The following is a 22,850-nucleotide window of genomic DNA, read 5'->3' on the forward strand; positions in this document are numbered from 1 at the left end:
CCGCCGTACCGCCCGACTGCCGCACCACCCGACCGCCGTACCGCCCGACGAAGGAGACCACCGTGGAACCCGACTTCAGCAAGTACCAGCTCATGGGAGACAACTCGGTGTACGCCAACGAGTCGGGCCTGGTCGTTCCCGTGGTCACCCGCGGCGGCAGCGAGGTCGGCGACACCGGTCAGTCCGGGGGCGCCAGCCGCATCTCCGGCGTGAGCATCCAGCACACCCCGGCCCAGCGGCTGTGGTTCGGCAAGGTGAGCAACGAGGCCGGCTACCGCTCGGTGCCGCACCACCACGGCGAGGCGGAGACCGGCGGCTACGTCCTGTCCGGCCGGGCCCGCATCTACTTCGGCGAGCGCTTCGAGGACTACCTCGACATGGCCGAGGGCGACTGGGTGTTCGTGCCGCCGTTCATGCCGCACGTCGAGTGCAACCTCGACCGCAACAACCCGCTGACCTGGATGACGACCCGCACCCCGGAGAACATCGTCGTCAACCTCGACCAGGTCGCCGACACCGACCTGCGCCACTGGGTGGACCGCCCGTGACGACCGCAGGCCCCGTGGGCTCCGAGCCAGACCCCGCCCCGACGTCCGAGATCCTCACTCGCGCGCTGGAGCTGGTTCCTGTCGCCGCGCAGCACTTCGACGTCGCCTTCGCCGCGACGACGCAGCCGTGCCCGTGGCCCAAGGCGTACGGCGGCGACATGGTCGCCCAGGCGGCGGCCGCGGCGATGCTGACCGTGACCGACGGCAAGACCATGCACTCGATGCACTCGTACTTCATGCGCCCGGTCGACATCGGCGCACCGGTCACCTACGAGGTCGAGGTGCTGCGCGACGGGCGCGGTTACGCCACCCGCCAGGTCCGCGCCTTCCAGAACGGCAAGGCCGCCTACACCTGCCTCGCCAGCTTCGCCGCCGGCGAGCCCGGAGGTTCGTATGCCGCGCAGCCGGCCCCCGGCGTCCCCGCACCGGACACGCTGCCCAGCACCGCGGCATACCTCGCGGACCGGGCGCCGGGAGGGGACTCGACGATGACGGAGGAGGCCAGGGCGTACTGGTCGGGCGGCCGCAGCTTCGACATGCGGCACGTGCCGGGGCCGGTCTACCTCGAGGTGGACGGGGGCAGCACGCCCCACCAGGCGTTGTGGGTCAAGCCGTTCGACGCGTTGCGTCCGGTCGAGGGGCTCACCGACGCCCAGCGCGACCTCGCCGCCCTCGCCTACGTGTGCGACTACACGATCCTCGAGCCGGTGCTGCGGGTCCTCGGCCTCCCGTGGGCGCAGCCGGGTCTCGTGACGGCGAGCCTCGACCACGCCATGTGGTTCCACCGCGCACCCGAGCCCGGCGTGCTCGACGGCTGGCTGCTCTACGCGCAGGAGGCGGTGGCCGCCGACTCCGGTCGCGGTGTCGGCCTCGGCCGCTTCTTCACCCCCGACGGCGAGCACCTCGCGACCGTCGTCCAGGAAGGCATGATCCGCGCCACCCCGGGAGGTCACTGATGTCGCCCACTCCGAGCACCCCCGCCCCCGCCGCCCTCTCGCCGAGCGGGTACACCGACACCTTCGCGCGTGACCACCTCCCGCCCGCGGACCAGTGGCCGGTGCTGGAGTTCACGACACCGGACCTGCAGTACCCCGAGCGGGTCAACGCCGCCGTGGAGCTGCTCGACGCCACCGTCGCCCGGCTCGGCGCCGACCGCCCTGCCCTGCGGGCACCGGACGGGACGGTCTGGAGCTACGGCGAGCTGCAGCGCACGGTCAACCAGGTCGCCGCGGTCCTGACCGACGACCTCGGGCTGGTGCCCGGCAACCGGGTGCTCCTTCGCTCGCCCAACAACCCGTGGACGGTGGCTGCGTGGCTGGGCGTCCTCAAGGCCGGTGGGGTGGTCGTCACCACGATGGCGGCGCTGCGGGCCCGCGAGCTCGGCCCGATCGTCGAGAAGACCCGGCCCGGCATCGCGCTCGTCGACCACCGGTTCACCGAGGACGTCGAGACGGTTCGTGAAACGGTCGCCCCCGAGCTGGTCGTGGTCCCCTTCGGGGGCGACACCGACGAGGACCTCACCCGACGCGTGACTGCGAAGTCCGGGGAGTTCACCGCCGTCGACACCGCAGCCGATGACGTCGCACTGTTCGGGCCGACCTCGGGCAGCACCGGTGTCCCCAAGATCACCACGCACTTCCACCGCGACGTGCTCTCGATCGACAACACCTTCGGCCGGCACGTCCTGCGCCTCACCGAGGACGACGTCGTCGCATGCACCGCACCCTTCGCCTTCACCTTCGGCCTCGGCATGCTCGTCGTGTTCACGCTGCGGGCCGGTGCCTGCGCGCTGGTCACCGAGCAGGCGACGCCTGCCCAGCTCGCGGAGCTGGTGCAGGAGCACGGGGTGACCGTCCTCGCCACGGCCCCCACGGCATACAAGCAGATCATCAAGGCCGGCCACCTGCCCAGGCTGGCCGGGCTGCGGACGGCGGTCAGCGCCGGCGAGCACATCCCGCAGGAGGTCTGGGAGCAGATCCGCTCCGAGCTCGGGCTGGCGATCGTCGACGGCATCGGTGCCACCGAGATGCTGCACATCTTCATCTCCGCGGCCGGCGACGACATCCGCCCCGGCAGCACGGGCAAGCCGGTCCCCGGCTACCGCGCCACCATCCTCGGACCCGACGACCGACCCGTCGCCCCCGGCACCGAGGGCCGGCTCGCCGTCATCGGGCCGGTGGGCTGCCGCTACCTCGACGACGACCGGCAGCTCGGGTACGTCGTCGACGGCTGGAACGTCACCGGCGACACCTTCGTGCAGGATGAGGACGGCTACTTCTTCTACCGTGCCCGCACCGACAGCATGATCGTGTCCTCGGGCTACAACATCGGCGCACCCGAGGTGGAGGCCGCGATCGACGGACACCCCGACGTGGTCGAGGCCGGCGTCGTGGGAGAACCCGACGCCGAACGCGGATCGGTCGTGAGCGCGTTCGTCGTCCTGCGCGAGGGCGTCGTCGGCGACGACGCCAAGGCCCGCGAGATCCAGGACCACGTCAAGGCGACGCTGGCCCCCTACAAGTACCCGCGCCGCGTGCGCTTCGTCGACCAGCTGCCGCGCAACACCAGCGGCAAGCTCCAGCACTTCAAGCTGCGCGACCTGACCGTCCGCACCGAGCAGGAGACCTCATGAGGATCGCGATCGTGGGCGGGGGGCCGGGAGGCCTGTACCTCGCCGCGCTGATGAAGCAGCTCGACGCCGGGCACGAGGTGACCGTCTGGGAGCGCAACGCCCCCGACGACACCTTCGGGTTCGGGGTGGTGTTCTCCGACGAGACGCTCGGCGGGATCGAGAGCGCCGACACCGTGATCTACGGCGCGATGGAGCAGCAGTTCGCCCGGTGGACCGACATCGACGTCGCCATCGACGGGCGTTCGTCGACCATCGGCGGCCAGGGGTTCGCGGCGATGAGCCGCAAGGAGCTGCTGCGCATCCTCCAGGCCCGGGTGGCCGAGCTCGGTGTGGAGGTCCACTACCGGACCGACGCCCCCGACACGGACGAGCTGCGCGCGGAGTACGACCTCGTCGTCGCCTCCGACGGCCTCAACTCGGCCGTGCGGACCCGGTATGCCGAAGTGTTCGGCCCCAGCCTCGACCGCCGCCACAACAAGTACATCTGGTTCGGCACCGACCTGGTCTTCGAGGCCTTCCAGTTCATCGTCCGGAACACCGAGTTCGGGACCATGCAGATCCACGGCTACCCGTACTCCGACAAGGGTTCGACGTTCATCGTCGAGATGCACGAGGACGTCTGGCGCCGGGCCGGCCTCGACCGCACCGAGGGCGAGGTGTTCCCTCCCGGGGTGTCCGACGAGTATGCCGTGGAGCGGGTCGCCGAGCTCTTCGCCGACGACCTCGGTGGTCACCACATCCTGACGAACAACTCCAAGTGGCTGAGCTTCACGACGGTCCGCAACGAGCGGTGGCACGACGGCAACGTCGTCCTGCTCGGCGACGCGGCACACACGGCCCACTTCTCCATCGGGTCGGGCACCAAGCTCGCCATGGAGGACGCCCTGGCGCTCGCCGCCTGCCTGCACGAGCACCCCACGGTCGGGGCGGCTCTCGCGGCATACCAGGAGGAGCGCAAGCCGGTCGTCGAGTCGACCCAGCGTGCGGCGCAGGCCAGCCTCGAGTGGTTCGAGAACATCGGCATGTACGCGGACCAGGACCCCGACGAGTTCGTCTTCAACCTGCTGACCCGCTCGCGCCGGATCACCTTCGAGAACCTCAAGGACCGCGACACCGAGTTCGCCGCACGCATCCAGGGCGCGTTCGCGCGGCAGGTGGGTGCGGGCGCAGGTGCGACCCACGGCCCTGGCGGCCCGGTCGCCGGCGAGGTCGACGAGTCGGCGCCCGCGATGTTCCAGCCCACGCGGATCGGCGCGCTGGAGCTCAAGAACCGGATCGTGCTGTCCCCGATGGACATGTACTCCGCCGTCGACGGCGTGCCCGGCGAGTTCCACCTCGTGCACCTGGGCTCCAAGGCCCTCGGCGGCGCCGGCCTCGTCATGTCGGAGATGGTCTGCGTCTCGCCCGAGGGCCGGATCACACCGGGGTGCCCCGGTCTGTGGAACGACGAGCAGCGCGACGCCTGGGCGCGCGTGACGAGCTTCGTGCACGGCCACAGCACCGGCCGGATCGGGCTGCAGCTGGGCCACTCGGGGCGCAAGGGTTCGACCAGGCTCATGTGGGAGGGCATGGACGAGCCGCTCGCCGAGGACAACTGGGAGGTCGTCGGGCCCTCGGCGCTCCCCTACGGCGAGGGCTGCCACGTCCCCCGCGAGATGACCCGCGCCGACATGAACAGCGTCGTCGACGACTTCCGCGACGCCGCCCGTCGTGGCATCGAGGCGGGGTTCGACCTCGTCGAGGTGCACGCCGCGCACGGCTACCTGCTGTCGTCCTTCCTGTCACCGATCTCCAACGTCCGCACCGACGAGTACGGCGGCTCGCTGGAGAACCGGCTCCGCTTCCCCCTCGAGGTGTTCGACGCCGTGCACGGAGCCGTGCCGGACGGCGTGCCGGTCACCGTCCGCATCTCCGCCACGGACTGGATGCCGGACGGCAACACCGAGCACGACGCCGTCGAGATCGCCCGGGCCTTCATCGAGCACGGCGCGGCCGCGATCGACGTGTCCTCGGGCCAGGTGAGCAAGGACGAGAAGCCGGCGTTCGGCCGGTCGTACCAGACGCCGTTCGCCGACCGGATCCGCCACGAGGTCGCCCGGCCGGCGGGGGTCGCGGTCATCGCGGTGGGCGCGATCTCGTCGCACGACGACGTCAACTCGATCCTGCTCGCGGGGCGCGCCGACCTCTGCGCCCTGGGCCGCACCCACCTCTACGACCCGATGTGGACGCTGCACGCCGCCGCCGAGCAGGAGCACACCGGCCCGGGGGCGCAGTGGCCGGTGCAGTGGGTCGCCGGTCGTCGCCGTCCCCCGACCTCGCGCACCGACAAGGTCCCGCCGCGGCTGGCCCTCCTGCGTGACGGCGAGGCACAGGACGTCCACCTGCGCTGGCGCCCGTCCACGACGGGGACGCCTGCGCCTGAGACCGTGTCGGCGTGACGGAACCCATCGCCAGCGCGACGCAGCGAGCCCGCATCGAGTGGATCGACACCGACGCCGCCGGGATCTACCACAACAGCACGGTCACCAGGCTGGTCGAGGCCACCGAGGCCGCGCTGGTGCGCGAGCGCGGCCTGGACGGCTACTTCCCGGTCGCCCCTCGAGTCCGGTTCGAGGCCGACTTCGAGGCCCCGCTGTTCTTCGGGCAGGAGGTGACGACGACGGTGGCGGTCACCGAGCTCGGCACGTCGTCGATGACGTTCTCGTTCGAGGTCTGGGGCGAGGCCTTCGAGGGCGCCGAACGGGTCCGGGCGGCCAAGGGGCGCTACGTCACGGTCCACCTCGACCGCACCGGGCCCGGGCGGCCGACGAGCGCGCCCTGGCCCACCGACTGGGTGCAGCGTCTGCGCGGTTGAGGCAACCCCGACCCCGGCTCTCTCTTGCCGCTTCGGGTGCCTGGACGGTCGGATTCCCGACCGTCCAGGCACCCAAAGCGCGGAAGAGAAGGAGGGGCGAACGAGGAGGGGGAGCCGGGAGGGCCGGCCCTAGGCTTCCGGCATGGCTCCCGTCCGCGTGTCCGTCGTCATCGCCAGCACCCGTCCGACCCGCATCGGGCACCACGTCGCCGCCTGGGTGGTCGAGGCGCTCGACGGCCTCACCGCACCGGACGGGCGCCCGGTCGAGGTGACGGTCCACGACCTGCGTGAGATCGCCCTGCCGTTCCTCGACGAGCCGGGGCAGCCCGCCGACGGCAACTACACGCACGACCACACCCGCCGCTGGTCCGCGGCCATGTCGGCGACCGATGCCCTGGTCCTCGTCATGCCGGAGTACAACCGCGGCTACAACGCGGCCCTCAAGAACGCGATCGACTACCTCTACGCCGAGTGGGAGGGGCTGCCCGTCGGTCTGGTCGGGTACGGCTGGCACGGTGCGTCGTACGCGAAGTCGGCGCTGCGCCAGACGCTCGAACGCGTGAAGATGACGGTCGTCGACGGACCGGGGCTCTCCTTCGGGCAGACCCTCACCCAGGAGGGCGAGGTCGGGGCGGACGACGCGGCGCAGGCGGCGCTCGGCGCGATGCTCGCCGAGCTGGTCGCAGGCGCCCGGTCCGCGAGCTGAACGCCGCAGCCCCTGCCGGCCACTCCCGATACCCTTGACGTGGTGAGCCGGGAAGTCTGGTCGGCGTCGCTGCCGCGCTCGTGGGCAGCGTCTTGACGTTGCCGACGACCCCGAAAGGCCCTTCGTGAGCCTGAACCCCCTGCGTCCCCGACTCTTCGCCCGCACCACGTGGCACGAGGCGCAGCACGTCGCCGGCGCGCTGCGCACCGAGACCGTCGGCGGCGCCCTCCTGCTCGCCGCCGCCGTGGCCTCTCTCGTCTGGGCGAACTCCCCGTGGTTCGAGGCCTACTCGTCGTTGCGTGACCTCACGGTCGGCCCGCACGTGCTGCACCTCGACCTCACCCTCGGCCAGTGGGCGGCCGACGGCCTGCTCGCGATCTTCTTCTTCGTCGCCGGGCTCGAGCTCAAGCGCGAGTTCCTCGTCGGCGAGCTGCGCACCCCCGCGAAGGCGGCCCTGCCCGTCGCCGCCGCGCTGTGCGGCGTCGCCCTCCCCGCAGTCGTGTATGCGGTGACCGTCACCTTCCTGGGCGCCGACGGCGACGCCCTCCGCGGCTGGGCGATCCCGACGGCCACCGACATCGCGTTCGCCCTGGCCGTCCTCGCGGTCATCGGGACGCACCTGCCCTCGGCCCTGCGCAGCTTCCTGCTGACCCTTGCCGTGGTCGACGACCTCGTCGCCATCACGATCATCGCCATCTTCTACACCGAAAGCCTCGACCTCGCGCTGCTCGGCCTCGCCCTGCTGCCGCTGGCCGGGTTCGCGTGGCTGACGCAGCGTCGGATCGCCCGGTGGTGGCTGCTCCTGCCGCTCGCGCTCGCCACGTGGGGCCTGGTGCACGCCTCGGGGATCCACGCCACCGTCGCCGGCGTCCTGCTCGGCCTGGTCGTGCCGGTGCGACCGCGTGCCTCGGTGCCCCGGCTCAGCACCCTGGACGCGGACGTCGACGTGGCCCAGCGGTTCGAGCACCGGCTGCGGCCCCTGTCGGCCGGGGTCGCCGTCCCGGTGTTCGCGTTCTTCGCCGCCGGGGTCCGGGTGGTCGGGGGCGGGTTCGGCGACACGCTCGCCGACGAGGCCGCGCTCGCCGTGGTGCTGGGGCTGGTGCTGGGCAAGCTCGTCGGTGTCTTCGGCGGGACGTGGGCGTTCGCCCGCTTCACGCGGGCCGAGCTCGACGACGACCTCGCCTGGTGGGACGTCGTCGGCCTGTCCCTGCTCGCCGGCATCGGCTTCACCGTGTCGCTGCTCGTGGGCGAGCTCGCCTTCGGCGCCGGCAGCCCCCGCGACGAGCACGTCAAGCTCGGGGTCCTCGCCGGGTCGCTCCTCGCGGCCGTGCTCGCGACCGGCGTGCTGAGGACCCGCAACCGGGTGTACCGGCGGCTCGAGGAGCTGGAGTCCCGGGACGACGACGGCGACGGCATCCCCGACGCGTTCCAGGGCAGGGACGCGGGCGCGGATGTGACGGGCCGCCCACGCGGTTAGGGTTGGGACGCCGGAACCCCGGCAGCCACGGAAGCAGAGGTGAGGGCACCTATGGCCACCCAGTCCACCCAGGGAAGCCCCGAGCGCACGCTCGGACAGCTGGTGGCCGACGCCACCCACGACCTGTCCACGATCGTCCGCAGCGAGATCGCCCTCGCGAAGGCGGAGATCACCACCGAGGCCAAGACCGCGGGCAAGAGCGCCGCGATGTTCGGGGCGGCGGCCTTCGTCGGCCTGCTGGGCCTGATCTTCCTGTTCCACACGATCGTGGCCGTGCTCGACATCTGGCTGCCCGAGTGGGCCGGCTACCTCATCACCACCGGGCTGCTCTTCGCCGTCGCCGCCGTGCTGGCGCTGGTCGGCAAGCGGAACATCGCCAACATCAACGGCAAGCCCGAGCGCACCATCAAGAACGCCCAGGAGACGGTCCAGGCCCTCAAGTCCAGCGACTGAGGACCCGGCCGCACGGCATACTCCCCGCATGACTCCCGATGCCTCGATGGCCCTGATCGACGGGCCGTGGGAGCACCGCTTCGTCGCGGCCAACGGTGCGCGTTTCCACGTCGCCGAGCAGGGCGAGGGACCGGTCGTGCTGCTCCTGCACGGCTTCCCGCAGTTCTGGTGGGCGTGGCGGCACCAGATGCAGGCGCTCGCCGACGCCGGCTACCGCGCGTGCGCGATGGACCTGCGCGGGTATGGCGCGTCGGACAAGCCCCCGCGCGGGTACGACACCCGGACCTCGGCCACGGACGTCGCCAGCGTCCTGAGGTCCCTCGGGGCGTCACGGGCGGCGGTCGTCGGCCACGGCTGGGGCGGCTGGATCGCGTGGAGCATGCCCGTGCTGCAGCCCACGGTGACGCGAGCGGTCGCGTCGCTGTCGATGCCGCACCCCCTCGTCTTCCGGAAGGCGTCCTTCAGCAGTCCCCGCCAGGCCAGGGCCAACGCCTACCTCGGCGGGCTGCAGCGTCCGTTCGTCCCCGAAAGGCAGATGACGGTGCACGGCGGTTACGTGCAGCGGCTGCTGCGCGAGTGGGCCTCGCCGGAGGGCATCTGGCCCTCGCCGGAGGAGGCCAAGGTCTACGCCGACGCGATGGCCCTGCCGTTCGTCGCCCACTCCGCCGCCGAGTACTACCGCTGGCTGGTGCGCAGCCAGGCCCGTCCCGACGGCTGGCGGTTCGCCGCGACCATGAAGAAGCCGATCACGGTGCCGGTGCTGCAGCTGCACGGTGAGCGCGACGGCGCCGTGCTCCGGGCGACCGCCGGCGGCTCCCAGGCGTACTGCACGGGCCCCTACGAGCGCGCCCTGGTGCCGGGCGCGGGGCACTTCCTCCCCGAGGAGGCGCCGGACGTGGTGAGCGACCACCTCGTCCGCTGGCTCGACGGCCTCCCCGCCTGAGCGAACCTCAACCGGCGACGCAGGCGCCGGTGCCCACCGGGCTCGAGGCGCTCGCGGCCGCGTCGAGGACCGGCCTGGCCTCGTCCATCGTCAGGGCGTAACCGGTGCTGTCGTCGTCGAGCGACTTCGCGAAGATGACACCGACGACCTTGCCGTCGGTCGACAGCAGCGGGCCGCCGGAGTTGCCGGGCCGGACCTTGGCGAAGAGGGAGTAGACCTCGCGGCTGGTGCCGGGACGTCCGTAGATGTCGGAGCCACGGGCGTCGACGACCTCACGGACGCGGGCGGCGTCGAGCTGGTAGGGACCGTCCAGGGGGAACCCGGCGACGACCCCGCTGTCGCCGCGGGCCAGGTCGGGGCCCTGCTGCAACGGGTCGGCGGGCAGTCCGGGCACCGCGAGCACCGCGAGGTCGCGGCGGGCGTCGAACACCACGACCTGCCCGGTGTAGGAGCGGCCGGTGCCGTGGATGCGCAGGGTCGCGCGCTCCATACCGGCGACCACGTGGGCGTTGGTCACGACCCGCTCGGGTGCGACCACCCAGCCACTGCCCTCCTGGCCGCGGTTGCAGGAGGTGGCGACGCCGGTGATCTTGATGATCGACGAGGCCGCGGCGCGCACGCCCTGCGACTGGGCCACGGCGTCGTCGGGCGGGTCGACCGGGGCGATGCGCTCGGCCTCGAGGCCGTCGAAGACGCGCGGGAAGCCCTCACGGTCGAGCACCTCGCGGAAGCCGGCGAACAGGCGAGAGGTGCCTGGCGGCACCACGGAGTCGATCGTGCTCAGGACCTTGGACTCGCCGATGGCCTTGGCGATCGGGGCTGGGGCGCCACCGCGCAGCGCACCGGCGATGAACCACACGAGGACCGACGCCGAGACCACGACGGCGACCGCGCCGAGCGCGGAGTCGAACCGCTGGGCGGGCTTGACCTTGAGCTTCGAGCGGAGGCTGCCACCCACGGTCACGGCGAGGGCCTGGCCGGCCGAGGCGAGGATGAACACCCCGGCGATGAGCACGACGGACCGCAGCAGCGGCGAGCTCTGCAGGTCGTTCCACGAACCGATGGCGATGGGCAGCAGCCACATGGCGATCGCCCCACCGCTGAGGAACCCTGCGAGCGACAGGACGCTGACCACCAGGCCCTGCCGGTACCCGGTCACGGCGTAGCTGAGCAGCAGCACGATGAGGAGCAGGTCCAGGACGGAGAGTCCGAGGAACATCAGGCTCGGCCTTCCGTCGCGGTCTGGGTCAGGGCGTCACGCCGTCCACCGGGCTGGTAGCGCTCGGGGAGCGGCCGCTCGACACTACGGTCCCACGGGAGGGTCAGCCCGCCGAAATCGAGCACGGCCGACAACAAGCCCGCGGTGAACCCCCAGACGAACAGCCCGTCGAACTCGAACCCCGGCCCGACGTACCCGCTGGGGTGGGTCACGGTGAAGCGGGCCGAGGGGTCGAGCAGGTCGGCCAGCGGCGCCCGCACCGCCCGGTGCACCTCCCCGGGGTCGATGCCGTCCACGTGCCCCGGCTCGCGCCACCACGCCAGCACGGGGGTGACGACGAACCTGCGGGGGCTGAGGTAGATCTCGGGCAGCTCGGCGACCACGTCGACCGTGTCCGGGTCGATCCCGACCTCCTCCTGCGCCTCCCGCAGGGCGGCCGCCGCGTCGGAGGCGTCGTGCGGCTCGCGCTTGCCGCCGGGGAAGGAGATGTCACCGGGCTGGGTGCGCAGGGTGTGGGCACGCTCGGTGAGGACGACGTCCTCGCCACCGGCCGGGTTCGGCCCGAAGAGGATGAGGACGCTGGAGCGGCGGCCACCCGCTGGGGGCGGGGCGAACCGATCGAAGAAGCCGCTGTCGGCGCTCGAGATGCCCTGGTGGGCACGGTCGATCCACGCGGGACGGGCGTGCGCGGGGGGACCCTCGCTCACGCCCGGCCGGCTTCCACGACGTCGGCGACCGGCGCGGCATACGGGTTGTCGGCACCGGGGGCGAGCTCGAACTTGAGCAGCTTCGCGGCCTTGGCCGGGTCGGTCTCGCCCACTCCGTAGGAGGGGCAGAGGCGCGCGATCGGGCAGGCGCCGCAGGCTGGCTTCTTCGCATGGCAGGTGCGCCGGCCGTGGAAGATCAGGACGTGGGAGAGCATCGTCCACTCCTTGCGCGGGATCAGCGCACCCACGGCCGACTCGACCTTGACCGGGTCCTCCTCGTCGGTCCAGCCGAACCGGCGAACGAGCCGTCCGAAGTGGGTGTCGACCGTGATCCCGGGGATGCCGAACGCGTTCCCCAGCACGACGTTGGCGGTCTTGCGGCCGACGCCCGGCAGGGTCACGAGGTCCTTCATCCGGGGCGGGACCTCCCCGTCGAAGCGTTCGACGAGCTCGGCCCCGAGCTTCATCACCGAGTTGGTCTTGGCGCGGAAGAAGCCGGTCGGCCTGAGCAGCGCCTCCATCTCCTCCCGGTCGGCGCCGGCCAGCGCCGCCGCGTCGGGGTAGCGCGCGAAGAGCTGCGGCGTCACCTTGTTGACCATGACGTCGGTCGTCTGGGCCGACAGCACCGTGGCGACGAGGAGCTGCAGCGGGTTCTCGAAGTCGAGCTCGCAGTGGGCGTACGGATAGTGCTCGTGGAGCTCGCGGTACATCCGCCGGGCCCGCCGGGTGAGCGCGACCGGCGACTCCTCCCGGAGCGGTGTGGAGGCAGGCTTGCGGGCAGGCGTACGGGCAGGCTTGCGGGCGGTCTCGGACACCCGTTCAGCCTACGGGTCGGGCCTGACGACGACGTGGCACACTGTCGCCCGTGGATCACGATGTGGTGAGAAGAGCCCCGCTGTTCGCTGCCCTCGACGAGGAGGCGTCCTCGACGCTGATGCAGTCGATGACGCAGACGCGCCTCGAGCGCGGCGACGTGCTCTTCTCCGAGGGCGACCAGGGCGACCGTCTCTACGTCATCCGTGAGGGCAAGGTGAAGCTCGGTCGACGCAGCAGCGACGGGCGCGAGAACCTCGTCGCCATCCTCGGCCCGGGCGAGATGTTCGGTGAGCTCAGCCTGTTCGACCCCGGCCCGCGCACGATGACTGCCACCGCGGTCGCCGAGACCCAGCTGCTCGGCATCGGCAACGAGGACCTCAACGGCCTGCTCAACGGCCGCCCCGCCGTCGCCAAGGTCCTGCTCGCCGCGCTGGCCCAGCGCCTGCGCCGCACCAACGAGAACCTTGCCGACCTCGTCTTCACCGACGTCCCCGGCCGCGTCGCCAAGGCGCTGCTCGACCTCTCGGCCCGGTTCGGCCGTCCGGTCGAGGAGGGCATCCTCGTCGCCCACGACCTCACCCAGGAGGAGCTCGCCCAGCTGGTCGGCGCCTCCCGCGAGACGGTCAACAAGGCCCTGGCCGACTTCGCGACCCGTGGCTGGCTCCGGCTCGAGGCCCGGGCCGTGCTCATCATGGACGTCGAGCGCCTCAAGCGCCGCGCCCGCTAGCCCGTACCCACCTCGCGCCCGCCCGCTCGGCCCGCGCCCACGGGTTCGATGTGGACACGCCCGGATCTCCCGCCGTGTCCACATCGAACCAACGAGCGCCGAGGGTCAGCCGGTGTAGACGCGTACCCAGTCGACCTTGAGCTTCTGGACCGGGAATGCCGCCTTGTCGTTGGGGCCGCTCTGGCGGTTGGCCGCCTTGTACTTCCCGGCGAAGACCTCTCCCTGGAGGATCGTCATCCACGGGGACCGCATGATCGTCGCGCAGCTGGCGGTGTCCGGCACGGTGAAGGGTGCCTTGCGGCAGCTGTCGATGGCCTTGGCCTCCTTCTCCTCCACCGCCTTGCCGTCGAGCAGGTACGTGGCCGTGTTCCCCCGCTTGATCACCGTCCACGTGTGGGTCGACCCCGCCTTCACCGGGTCCTGGTGCTCGCGGCGCAAGGTGCGGCCGGGATGCGCCCCGTTCGTGGCGCACGACATGTGCGTCGTCGAGTACGAAGCGCCGGGCTTGTTGCCGTACCACTCCACGGCGTCCACCTCCCCGAGGTTCGTGACCGTGACAGTCTTCCCGTCGTAGGAGCAGTAGGGCTGGGCGTTGTTGGCCCACAACGCCTGCCGCGTCCCGGTCGCCGGGTCGGACGGCAGGGTGGCCCTGAAGTCCATCCGCACCGCGGCGCCGGAAGCCTGGTAGGCCGCCGCCTCCATCTGCAGTCGGCCGGAGGTGTAGACCGGCACCTTGCGCGCGCCGCTGCACGCCTTGACCGAAGGCTTGCTGTCCGCCAGCCACGAGAAGTCCGTCTCTGACGTCGGAGCCACTTTGGCACACAGGCGACGCGTCGTGATGACCAGCTTCCCGTTGGCAAGATCCACGTTCTTGGCCAGGTTGCGCGCCTGGGACTTCCCCGGCGAGACGACCACCCTGTCCTTGGTGCCCCAGGCGGAGAGGGGTGCGTCCTCGACCTTCCTCCACGCGGTCGGCCACTGCGACCTGGGCGACCCGAACTCCGAGTGCCAGGCGGGCTTCCAGCCCTTCGCTGCCGCCGCTTGCTGGTCCCCGGCCCGTGCCGCGGTACCGGCCCCTGCCGCGTTGCCAGCCAGCGTGGTCGTGGCCGCCACGGTCGCCGTGGCGAACGTGGCCAGGACGACGCCTGCTGCCAGCCGGTTCCTCTGCGTGCGTTTGATCATGTTTTCTCCCCCTTGGTGTGGAAGCCCGAGGCTAGGGAGCCCCTTGCCGAAGGTCCATAGGGAGCACTCCCCTTGTGCCGGGAGGGCGCACCGTGCTGTGAGCGTCGAGCACTCACCCCTGCTTCGGCGGTTCGAGGTGTTCGACGACCGGATCCCGGTACCGGAATACCTCGACCGCGGGTTGTGGGCGCGCCGCTCAACGAGCGCCCAGGTACTCCAGCTGCGCTGCCACGCTCTGGGCCGCCGCCGGCCAGACCTCGCGGGGAACGTCGGCATACACCGTCTCGACCACGGCCCGGACCGGGTCGGCCGCCTGCGCGGCACCGTCCGCGAGCGCCTGCCGCACCTGTTCGAGCCGTTCGGCCCGGTGCTGCCGGTAGAAGGCGACCATGGCCGAGGCGTCGGGCACGACCGGTCCGTGACCGGGCAGGATCGAGGTCACGGCGCCATCCCCGGTGAGCGCCGCGATCCGCTCCAACGACGAGAGGTATGCCGCCAGCTCACCGTCGGGGTGCGCGACCACCGTGGTGCCGCGGCCCAGGACCGTGTCGCCGGTGAGGAGGGCGTGGTCGGCGGGGAGCGCGAACGACAGGGAGTCGGAGGTGTGCCCGGGGGTTGCCACGACCCGCAGCTCGAGCCCGCCGGCCGAGACGACGGCGCCGTCGCCGAGGTCGTCGTGGCCGCGGCCAACCACGCGGGTGGGGGCGCCGGTGAGCTCGGCGAAGCGCCCGGCACCCTCGGCGTGGTCGGCGTGGCCGTGGGTGAGGATCGTCTGGGCCACGCGGGCGCCGCGGTCGGCGACCGCCGCGACCACGGCCTGCAGGTGGGGCTCGTGCAGCGGGCCGGGGTCGATGACGAGGGCCTCGCTGGAGCCGGGTTCGAGCAGCACCCAGGTGTTGGTGCCGTCGAGGGTCATCGGGCTGGGGTTGGGGCACAGGACGCACAGCGCCCGGTCGGTCACCTGGCCTCCGCGCCACTCCCCTGGCGCCGCCGAGGGGGCAGGCGCGACCGCACTCATCGCGGGAGGTCGGCCCGCATCACCAGGCCGGAACCGGTGTCGACGAGCTCGGGCTGGACGGTCTCGATGACGGGCTGCTCGGCGATGAACTCGGCCGCGGACGCGGCGGCGGCCACCTCCTCGACGGCCACGACGGTGGGTGGAAGCATCAGCGCCTCGCCGCTCTCCCACGCCTGCAGCAGCTCGGCGGGGCGCACCCAGGCCGCGAGGTCCGCCTCGGTGGTCTGGTCGTCGGCACGGTGGCCGGAAGGGACGGCGGCGGTGAAGAAGCGCGTGTCGTAGCGGCGGGCCTCGAACACCGGGGTCACCCAGTGGGCGCGGTAGCCGAGCAGGTCCGAGCGCAGCAGGAGGCCGTGCTCCTGCAGGACCTGGGACAGCGACGCCTCGCGGTCGAGCAGGCGGCGGCGCTGCTCACGCCAGTGCTCGCTCGCGACGTCCTCGACGATGGAGTCGGGCGTCGGGCCCGCGAGCAGGACCCCGCACTCCTCGAACACCTCGCGCACGGCGGCGGCGACGAGCTCCCGGGCACGGCTCTCGTCCACGCGCAGGCGGGAGGCCCACTCGGCGGGCGAGGGGCCCGCCCACGGCAGCGACTCCTCGGCGTCGCGGCTGTCGACGCCACCACCGGGGAACACCATCATCCGTGGGGCGAACGCCATCGTCGCGACCCGTCGGAGCATGAACACCTCCACGCCGGCCGCCGCATCACGGACGAACATCACGGTCGCCGCGAGCCGTGGCGTCGGGGAGGACGAGGGGTCCGGATCAGCGAGCCACTCGTCGATGCGCGCGCGCAGGGACGGTGACTCGCTGATCGGGAAGTCGCGGAGCACCGCGTCAGTACCTCGGGTCTCGGCTGCTCAGTCGTCCGCGAGGGCGACGACGATCTCGACCTCGACGGGGGCGTCGAGCGGCAGCACGGCCACACCGACGGCGGACCGGGCGTGGATGCCGGCGTCCCCGAAGGCCTTGCCCATGAGCTCGCTGGCCCCGTTGATGACCCCGGGCTGGCCGGTGAACGAGGGGTCGGACGCCACGAACCCGACGAGCTTGACCACCTGGGTCACCTTGTCGAGGTCGCCGACGAGGCCCTTGACGGCGGCGATGGCGTTGAGCGCGCAGATCTGCGCGAGCTCGGCGGCCCGCTCCGGGGACACCAGGCCCTCGCCCACGCCGACCTTGCCGGTCTCGGCCAGGGCTCCGGACACCATGGGCAGCTGCCCGGAGGTGTAGATCCGGCGTCCGTCCTGGATCGCGGGGACGTAGGCAGCCACCGGCTTGGCGACCTCGGGCACGGTCAGGCCGAGCTCGGCCAGACGGTCTTCGACTCTGCTCATGTCAGGCTTTCTCCCGCTTCAGGTAGGCGACCAGTCCGTTGCCGTCGGGACCGGTGAGGACCTGGACGAGCTCCCAGCCGTCCTCACCCCACTGGTCGAGGATCTGCTTGGTCGCGTGCACGATCAGCGGCACGGTCGCGTACTCCCATTTCTGCATGGTCCGCAGCCTAGCCACCGCTGGCAGGATGGGTGCATGGCCACTGCTGCGGACCGGAGCCCCATCGAGGTCCTCGACGAGCGGGCGGCCCCACCGACCCGCACGACGTCCTACGGCGACGACGACGCGCAGGTCTACGACGTGCGCCTCCCGAAGCGCCTCACGCGCTCGCTGACCGTCGTCGTCGTGCACGGCGGCTTCTGGCGGGCGGAGTACGACCGGGGCCACGCCAGCCGCCAGGCCCAGGCCTTCGCCGACGCGGGTTACCCCGTCGCCGTGGTCGAGTACCGCAGGCCCGGCATGCCCGGTGGTGGCTGGCCCGGCACCGCACAGGACGTCGCTGCAGCCCTCACCGCCATCCGCCGCGACCCCGACCTCGCCCACCCGCCCGTGCTCGTCGGCCACTCCGCGGGGGGTCAGCTCGTCACGTGGGCCGCCGCCCAGCCGTGGGCGCACGGGCTGCGCGGGGCCGTGAGCCTCGCCGGCGTCGTGGACCTCGCGCACGGAGCGGCGACGCAGGTGGGTGGCGACGCCATACCGGCGTTCCTCGGGGGCTCCCCCGAGGAGGTGCCGCAGGCGTATGCCGCCGCCGACCCGGCGGTCCTGCCGCCGTCCGTCCCCGTCGTGCTCGTGCACGCGCGGGACGACGACGTGGTGCCCTTCGAGCTGAGCGAGCGGTATGCCGCGGCGCACCGCGGCCCGTCGGTGCGCCTCACCCCCGTGGCCGGCGGGGGCCACTACGGGCTGATCGACCCGGAGCACCCGGCGTTCGCCGAGGTCGCCGCGGCGGTGGACCTGCTCGCCTCCTAGTCTGGGCGCATGCCAGAGCGCGCCCTGCCCGACCTGTCCAAGGTCCGCCTGCACGTGGTGACGGGCAAGGGCGGCACCGGCAAGACGACCGTCGCAGCCGCCCTGGCCCTCGGGCTGTCGCGGCAGGGCAAGCGCGTCCTACTGGTCGAGGTCGAGGAGCGGCAGGGCATCTCGCAGACGTTCGACGTCCCGCCGCTCGGCCACACCGAGACGCGGGTCGTCCACGACCGCAGCGGCGGTGAGGTCTGGGCGATCTCCGTCGACGCCAAGCAGTCGCTGGGCGAGTACCTCCAGAAGTTCTACAAGGTGGGCCGGGCCATGGGCCTGCTCGACAAGTTCGGGGCGGTCGACTTCGCGACCACCATCGCGCCAGGCCTGCGCGACGTCCTGCTCATCGGCAAGGTCTACGAGGCCGCCGGGCGCCGGGCCGGGCGCTCGGGTGCCCTCGCGTACGACGCGGTCGTGCTCGACGCCCCACCGACCGGGCGCGTGGTGCGGTTCCTCAACGTCAACGCCGAGGTGGCCGACGTGGCCAAGGTGGGGCCGATCCACAGCCAGGCCGACTCGATCACCCGGATGATGCGCAGCCACACGACCGCGGTCCACGTGGTGACGCTGCTCGAGGAGATGCCGGTCCAGGAGACCGTCGACGCCCTCAGGGACCTGCGGGCGGCCGACCTGCCCCTCGGGGCGATCGTCGTCAACCAGCTGCGCGACCCGCTCCTGTCCGACAAGGCCCTGCGGTCGGTGCGGGGCGGCCGCACGGCCAAGCTCGCCGAGGGTGTCGCCGCGGACCTCGCGTCCGTGGGCGTCAAGGCGACCGCCGGTGTCGTTGCCGGCCTGCTCGTCGACGCCGGCCAGCACGCGGACCGGGTGGCCCTCGAACGCGAGCAGGACGCGATCCTCGCCGAGCAGGGGCGCCTCACGGTCCGCCTGCCGCTCCTGCCCGAGGGCACCGAGGGCGGCGGCATCTCCGTCCTCGCCGACGCCGTCGCCGAGCAGGGGATGATCTGATGGCCGCCCGCACCACCACCGGGCACGCCCTCGACGTCGCCGCGCTGCTCACCGACCCGGCCACCCGCATCGTCGTCTGCTGCGGCGCCGGCGGCGTCGGCAAGACCACGACGGCGGCGGCCATGGGCCTGTGGGCCGCCGAGCACGGTCGCAGGGTCGTCGTCCTCACCATCGACCCGGCCCGGCGCCTGGCCCAGTCGCTCGGGCTGACCGAGCTCGACAACACCCCGCGCCCCGTCGAGGGCGCCGGCGCCGGGGGCGGCTCCCTGGACGCGATGATGCTCGACATGAAGCGCACCTTCGACGAGGTGGTCGAGCAGCACGCCACCCCGGAGAAGGCCGCCCAGATCCTCGCGAACCCGTTCTACCAAGCCGTGTCGAGCTCGTTCGCGGGGACGCAGGAGTACATGGCGATGGAGAAGCTCGGCCAGCTGCGGGCCGAGGCCGACCGCACCGGGCGGTGGGACCTCGTCGTCGTCGACACCCCGCCGTCGCGCTCGGCGCTGGACTTCCTCGACGCGCCCAAGCGCCTGGGGTCCTTCCTCGACGGCCGGTTCATCCGGCTGATGACCGCCCCGGCCAAGGCCGGGGGGCGAGCCGGCTTCAAGGTGTTCAGCGTCGGCGTGACGATGGTGACGAGCACGATGTCCAAGCTGCTCGGCGGGCAGCTCCTCCAGGACGTGCAGACCTTCGTGGCGGCGCTCGACACCATGTTCGGCGGGTTCCGCGAGCGCGCGGACCAGACCTACGCGCTGCTCAAGAACTCCGAGACGGCGTTCGTCGTCGTGGCCGCCCCCGAACGCGACGCGCTGCGGGAGGCGTCGTACTTCGCCGGGCGCCTCGACGAGGAGCACATGCCGCTCGCCGGACTCGTCGTCAACCGCATCCAGCGGGTGGCCGCACCGTCGCTGCGCGCCTCACGGGCCCTGGCCGCCGCCGACCAGCTCGCCGACGCGGAGGGCCCGGACCGCAGCGCGACCAGCGCCGAGACCGAGGGACTGCTGCGCCTGCACGCCGCCCTCGCCGAGACCGCCGAGCGGCAGGAGCGGCAGGTGAGCCGGTTCACCGCCGGGCACCCCGGCATACCCCTCGTGGAGGTGCCGGCCGCGGCCCAGGACATCCACGACCTCACCGGGCTGCGCGCGGTGGCGGCCTCCCTCACCGGGGGCTGAGCCCACCCTGGAACGCCGACGAGCCGGCCGCCTCGGGGGGAAGGCGCCGGCTCGGGCTCGGTCGTGCGGGGTCGTGCTGTGCGGACGGGGTCAGGCGCTCTCCTCGTCCCGGGACTGGCCACGGGCCGCGGCGAACAGGTTCGCCCAGGAGGTGATGTTGGGGCGGCGCTTGAGCAGGGCGCGGCGCTCGCGCTCCGTCATCCCTCCCCAGACACCGAACTCGGTGCGGTTGTCGAGGGCGTCGGCGAGGCACTCGGCGATGACCGGGCACCGCTGGCAGACGACCTTGGCGGTCTGCTGGGCGGCTCCCTGGACGAAGAGGGCGTCGGGGTCGGCGGTGGAGCAGGAGCCCAAGGGCGCCCAGTCCTCGACCCATCCAGTATCCGCCGCACCCGATCGGGTGGGTCGCGCTGGTGCGATCGTCATCTCAGTGCCTCCAGATGCTGCAGAACAAGGCGGCTGCGGTTGCGCCTCATGACTGTTCCAATGTTTGAGAAACGATAGGAAGGTGGGGACTGCAACGACATGGCCCATTCGTGTAGTTCTGCGAGGGCCAAAGGGACTAGTCATTCCGAACCACCTCGTAGCGTCCGCTCCGCGAGGGCATTCCCGCAGGTCAGCGACTCCCCGCCGCGCGAACCCGGGTCCATCCAGATGAGCCGGTTACCCTGTGCCCATGCACGGTCGCGCCACCAACCTCGGTAATGTCCTCAGTTTGCTCGGAGCCTTCGTCGCCACGGCGATGGTCATGGGCCTGCTGGCGGCTGGACTGTTGATCCCCGCGGTGGGGGCGACGGGCACGGCGGCGACCTCGGGGGTGACCGCCTTCGACGACCTGCCGGGCGAGTTCACCGCCTCCGCCCTGTCGCAGCAGTCGAAGATCGTCGACGCCCAGGGCAAGGTCCTCGCGACCCCCCAGGAGGAGAACCGGATCATCGTCAACCTCAAGGACGTCGCGCCGATCATGCAGAAGGCGCAGATCGCGATCGAGGACAGCCGCTTCTACGAGCACGGCGGGGTCGACCCGCGCGGCATCGCCCGCGCGATGGTCTCCAACGCGCAGGGCGGCGACACCCAGGGCGCCTCCACCCTGACCCAGCAGTACGTCAAGCTCACGCTGCAGGAGAACGCGCTGCGCAACAACGACGAGGAGGCCGCGAAGGCCGCCGTCCGCGTCAGCGCCGCCCGCAAGATCCAGGAGATCAAGTACGCGGTCACCCTCGAGAAGGAGATGACCAAGGACCAGATCCTCCAGGGCTACATGAACCTCGCCTACTACGGCGACCTGGCCTACGGCGTCGAGGCTGCCGCACAGCACTACTTCAGCATCTCCGCCAAGGACCTCAACATCCCGCAGGCCGCGCTCCTGGCCGGCCTGGTGCAGAACCCCAGCCGCACGGACCCGATCAACAACCCCGAGCGCGCGCAGGCCAGGCGCGACGTCGTGCTCGACCGCATGCACGACCTCGGGATCATCGGCGACAAGGCCTGGAAGAACGCCAAGGCCATCCCGGTCAAGAAGATGCTCAAGCGCAAGGACCCCCTGAGCAACTGCGCGGCCTCGCGTGAGCCGTACTTCTGCAACTACGTCATGGCCTACCTCAAGACCATGCCGGAGCTGGGCAAGACGGTCCCCGAGCGGATCAAGAACATCACGCAGGGCGGCCTGACGATCCAGACGACGCTCAACCCGACGACCCAGGAGCTGGCCCGCAAGCAGCTCACCAAGCGGGTCCCCGTCGGCAACGACGAGCACATCGGCGCCGCCGCGGCGATCGTCCAGCCGGGCACCGGCAAGGTCGTCGCGATGGTGCAGAACACCACGTACACGACCGGCAAGGGCAGCGAGACCAAGGGCCTCACCGGCCTCAACTGGAACGTCGACCGTGAGTACGGCGGCGAGAACGGCTTCCAGTTCGGGTCGACCGCCAAGATGTACGCGATCGTCGAGGCGCTCAAGCGCGGCCAGTCGGTCAACGGCACCATCCCGTCGAAGTTCGCCACCACGAAGCAGCCGGCGGTCTACTCCCCGCAGGAGCAGGGCAAGTGCGGTGACCAGGGCAACTGGGAGGTGCGCAACGACGAGGCGATCGGCGGCAAGCCGATCCCGCTGAAGACCGCCACCGCCAAGTCGGTCAACACCGCGTTCGCGTCGTTGGTCCTCAAGCTCGGCACCCCGAACGTCCGCAACATGATGACGACGATGGGCCTGCACAACGGGTACGGCGAGCCCATCCTGTGCAGCCCGGCCGCCGTCACTCTCGGCGCCGGCACGGCGACCCCGCTGACCCTGGCTGCGAGCTACGCGACCCTGGCCGCCAACGGCAAGTACTGCAAGCCCAACCCCATCCTGTCGATCACGACGAACGACAAGAAGGCCATCAAGCTCAACCCGACGCCGTGCAAGCAGGTCATCGACCCCGACGTCGCCAAGGGCGCCACCGAGCTCCTCACCGGCGTCATCAAGAACGGCACCGGTACCGGCGCGAGCCTCGGCTCCCGCCCGGCCGCCGGCAAGACCGGCACCACGGACAACCACTACCAGTCGTGGTTCGTCGGCTACACGCCCCAGCTCGCGACCGCGGTCTGGGTCGGCACGCCCTACACGCAGTTCCGCATGAAGAACGTCAGCCTGGCCGGCACCTACTACGGCGAGGTCTTCGGTGGCACCATCTCGGCACCGGTGTGGCAGGCCATCATGAAGGGCGCGTCGGAGGGCATGCCCATCCGCGACTTCGACACCCCGAGCGACAAGATCCAGAACGGTGACAAGGTCGCCGTCCCGTTCGTCGGTGGCCTGACCGTCGACGAGGCCACCGCGCGCCTCACGGACGCCGGGTTCAAGGTGCAGGTCGCAGGCAGCACGAACAGCGGCTACGGCCAGGGCCGGGTCGTCTACACGTCCCCGAACGGCACGGCGCTGCGCGGCGACACGATCGGTCTCTACCTCTCGACCGGGTACGTGCCCCAGGCTCCTACGCCGAGGGCAAGCAACACCCCGAAGCCCAACCCGACGCCCACGAAGAGCGAGCCCACCAAGCCGCCGAAGCCGAAGAAGCCGTGACCTCGGCGTCGTGA

At 71.8% G+C, this 22,850-nt stretch carries 23 protein-coding genes; 14 read left to right on the plus strand and 9 right to left on the minus strand.

Going from position 1 to position 22,850, the window contains the following annotated elements:
- The first annotated feature begins 62 nt into the window (after positions 1 to 62).
- The 9 genes from ASD62_RS09570 (at position 63) to ASD62_RS09610 (ending at position 9,613) form a co-directional block, all read left to right on the plus strand.
- A complete protein-coding gene (locus ASD62_RS09570) occupies positions 63 to 548 on the plus strand; it encodes a cupin domain-containing protein (protein ID WP_056915760.1) in 486 nt (161 codons plus the stop codon).
- Positions 545 to 1,504 (plus strand): acyl-CoA thioesterase II, encoded by a 960-nt coding sequence (locus ASD62_RS09575; protein WP_200956871.1) that lies wholly within the window; start codon positions 545 to 547, stop codon positions 1,502 to 1,504. The genes ASD62_RS09570 and ASD62_RS09575 overlap by 4 nt, the downstream gene beginning before the upstream one ends.
- Entirely contained in the window at positions 1,504 to 3,180 is a 1,677-nt protein-coding gene (locus ASD62_RS09580; protein WP_056915761.1) for an AMP-binding protein, read from the plus strand. Before ASD62_RS09575 ends, ASD62_RS09580 begins: the two co-directional genes overlap by 1 nt.
- Positions 3,177 to 5,618, plus strand: a complete 2,442-nt coding sequence (locus tag ASD62_RS09585) for a bifunctional salicylyl-CoA 5-hydroxylase/oxidoreductase (protein WP_056915762.1) — start codon at positions 3,177 to 3,179, stop codon at positions 5,616 to 5,618. Before ASD62_RS09580 ends, ASD62_RS09585 begins: the two co-directional genes overlap by 4 nt.
- Positions 5,615 to 6,034, plus strand: coding sequence for a thioesterase family protein (locus ASD62_RS09590; protein ID WP_082580672.1), 420 nt, complete (start codon positions 5,615 to 5,617; stop codon positions 6,032 to 6,034). Before ASD62_RS09585 ends, ASD62_RS09590 begins: the two co-directional genes overlap by 4 nt.
- Positions 6,035 to 6,176: 142 nt before the next feature.
- Positions 6,177 to 6,740: an NADPH-dependent FMN reductase gene (locus ASD62_RS09595; protein ID WP_056915763.1), complete on the plus strand. Its 564-nt coding sequence runs from the start codon at positions 6,177 to 6,179 to the stop codon at positions 6,738 to 6,740.
- 124 nt (positions 6,741 to 6,864) lie between these two features.
- Positions 6,865 to 8,217, plus strand: a complete 1,353-nt coding sequence (gene nhaA, locus ASD62_RS09600; protein ID WP_056915764.1) for a Na+/H+ antiporter NhaA — start codon at positions 6,865 to 6,867, stop codon at positions 8,215 to 8,217.
- Between the two features lie 51 nt (positions 8,218 to 8,268).
- Positions 8,269 to 8,670, plus strand: coding sequence for a phage holin family protein (locus ASD62_RS09605; protein WP_056915765.1), 402 nt, complete (start codon positions 8,269 to 8,271; stop codon positions 8,668 to 8,670).
- 28 nt (positions 8,671 to 8,698) lie between these two features.
- On the plus strand, positions 8,699 to 9,613 hold the full coding sequence (locus ASD62_RS09610) for an alpha/beta fold hydrolase (protein ID WP_056915766.1): 915 nt from the start codon (positions 8,699 to 8,701) through the stop codon (positions 9,611 to 9,613).
- 7 nt (positions 9,614 to 9,620) lie between these two features.
- Here ASD62_RS09610 and ASD62_RS09615 read toward each other — a convergent pair whose 3' ends face one another.
- From ASD62_RS09615 to nth, 3 genes are read right to left on the minus strand one after another with little or no spacing between them, the layout of a single operon-like run.
- Positions 9,621 to 10,832: a MarP family serine protease gene (locus ASD62_RS09615; protein WP_056915767.1), complete on the minus strand. Its 1,212-nt coding sequence runs from the start codon at positions 10,830 to 10,832 to the stop codon at positions 9,621 to 9,623.
- Positions 10,832 to 11,539: a CoA pyrophosphatase gene (locus ASD62_RS09620; protein ID WP_082553444.1), complete on the minus strand. Its 708-nt coding sequence runs from the start codon at positions 11,537 to 11,539 to the stop codon at positions 10,832 to 10,834. The genes ASD62_RS09615 and ASD62_RS09620 overlap by 1 nt, the downstream gene beginning before the upstream one ends.
- Positions 11,536 to 12,249 carry an endonuclease III gene (gene nth / locus ASD62_RS09625; protein WP_200956938.1) on the minus strand — a complete coding sequence of 238 codons (714 nt, stop codon included), beginning with the start codon at positions 12,247 to 12,249 and terminating at the stop codon, positions 11,536 to 11,538. Before nth ends, ASD62_RS09620 begins: the two co-directional genes overlap by 4 nt.
- Positions 12,250 to 12,404: 155 nt before the next feature.
- Between nth and ASD62_RS09630 the strand changes: the two genes are divergently transcribed.
- A complete protein-coding gene (locus tag ASD62_RS09630) occupies positions 12,405 to 13,082 on the plus strand; it encodes a Crp/Fnr family transcriptional regulator (RefSeq protein WP_056915769.1) in 678 nt (225 codons plus the stop codon).
- A gap of 105 nt (positions 13,083 to 13,187) precedes the next feature.
- Here ASD62_RS09630 and ASD62_RS09635 read toward each other — a convergent pair whose 3' ends face one another.
- The 5 genes from ASD62_RS09635 to ASD62_RS20090 form a co-directional block, all read right to left on the minus strand.
- Positions 13,188 to 14,264, minus strand: a complete 1,077-nt coding sequence (locus ASD62_RS09635; RefSeq protein WP_056915770.1) for a family 16 glycosylhydrolase — start codon at positions 14,262 to 14,264, stop codon at positions 13,188 to 13,190.
- 196 nt (positions 14,265 to 14,460) lie between these two features.
- Positions 14,461 to 15,282: an MBL fold metallo-hydrolase gene (locus ASD62_RS09640; protein ID WP_056915771.1), complete on the minus strand. Its 822-nt coding sequence runs from the start codon at positions 15,280 to 15,282 to the stop codon at positions 14,461 to 14,463.
- The gene (locus tag ASD62_RS09645) at positions 15,279 to 16,115 is read right to left on the minus strand and encodes an NUDIX hydrolase (RefSeq protein WP_157581420.1); all 837 of its coding nucleotides are present in this window, start codon (positions 16,113 to 16,115) and stop codon (positions 15,279 to 15,281) included. The genes ASD62_RS09640 and ASD62_RS09645 overlap by 4 nt, the downstream gene beginning before the upstream one ends.
- Before the next feature lie 27 nt (positions 16,116 to 16,142).
- Positions 16,143 to 16,619, minus strand: a complete 477-nt coding sequence (locus ASD62_RS09650; protein WP_056915772.1) for a RidA family protein — start codon at positions 16,617 to 16,619, stop codon at positions 16,143 to 16,145.
- Between the two features lies 1 nt (position 16,620).
- Entirely contained in the window at positions 16,621 to 16,776 is a 156-nt protein-coding gene (locus ASD62_RS20090; RefSeq protein ID WP_140742397.1) for a DUF4177 domain-containing protein, read from the minus strand.
- Positions 16,777 to 16,812: 36 nt separating this feature from the next.
- Here ASD62_RS20090 and ASD62_RS09655 point away from each other — a divergent pair, with 36 nt between their 5' ends.
- From ASD62_RS09655 to ASD62_RS09665, 3 genes are read left to right on the plus strand one after another with little or no spacing between them, the layout of a single operon-like run.
- Positions 16,813 to 17,586 carry a S9 family peptidase gene (locus ASD62_RS09655; protein ID WP_056915773.1) on the plus strand — a complete coding sequence of 258 codons (774 nt, stop codon included), beginning with the start codon at positions 16,813 to 16,815 and terminating at the stop codon, positions 17,584 to 17,586.
- Positions 17,587 to 17,595: 9 nt separating this feature from the next.
- On the plus strand, positions 17,596 to 18,600 hold the full coding sequence (locus ASD62_RS09660; protein ID WP_056915774.1) for an ArsA-related P-loop ATPase: 1,005 nt from the start codon (positions 17,596 to 17,598) through the stop codon (positions 18,598 to 18,600).
- The gene (locus tag ASD62_RS09665) at positions 18,600 to 19,772 is read left to right on the plus strand and encodes an ArsA family ATPase (RefSeq protein ID WP_056915775.1); all 1,173 of its coding nucleotides are present in this window, start codon (positions 18,600 to 18,602) and stop codon (positions 19,770 to 19,772) included. Before ASD62_RS09660 ends, ASD62_RS09665 begins: the two co-directional genes overlap by 1 nt.
- Before the next feature lie 90 nt (positions 19,773 to 19,862).
- Here ASD62_RS09665 and ASD62_RS09670 read toward each other — a convergent pair whose 3' ends face one another.
- Positions 19,863 to 20,198, minus strand: coding sequence for a WhiB family transcriptional regulator (locus ASD62_RS09670; RefSeq protein WP_056915776.1), 336 nt, complete (start codon positions 20,196 to 20,198; stop codon positions 19,863 to 19,865).
- Between the two features lie 250 nt (positions 20,199 to 20,448).
- Here ASD62_RS09670 and ASD62_RS09675 point away from each other — a divergent pair, with 250 nt between their 5' ends.
- Positions 20,449 to 22,836, plus strand: coding sequence for a transglycosylase domain-containing protein (locus ASD62_RS09675; RefSeq protein ID WP_056915777.1), 2,388 nt, complete (start codon positions 20,449 to 20,451; stop codon positions 22,834 to 22,836).
- The last annotated feature ends 14 nt before the right edge of the window (positions 22,837 to 22,850 follow it).

The organism is Phycicoccus sp. Root563 (assembly GCF_001427915.1).
Taxonomy (GTDB): Bacteria; Actinomycetota; Actinomycetes; order Actinomycetales; family Dermatophilaceae; genus Pedococcus.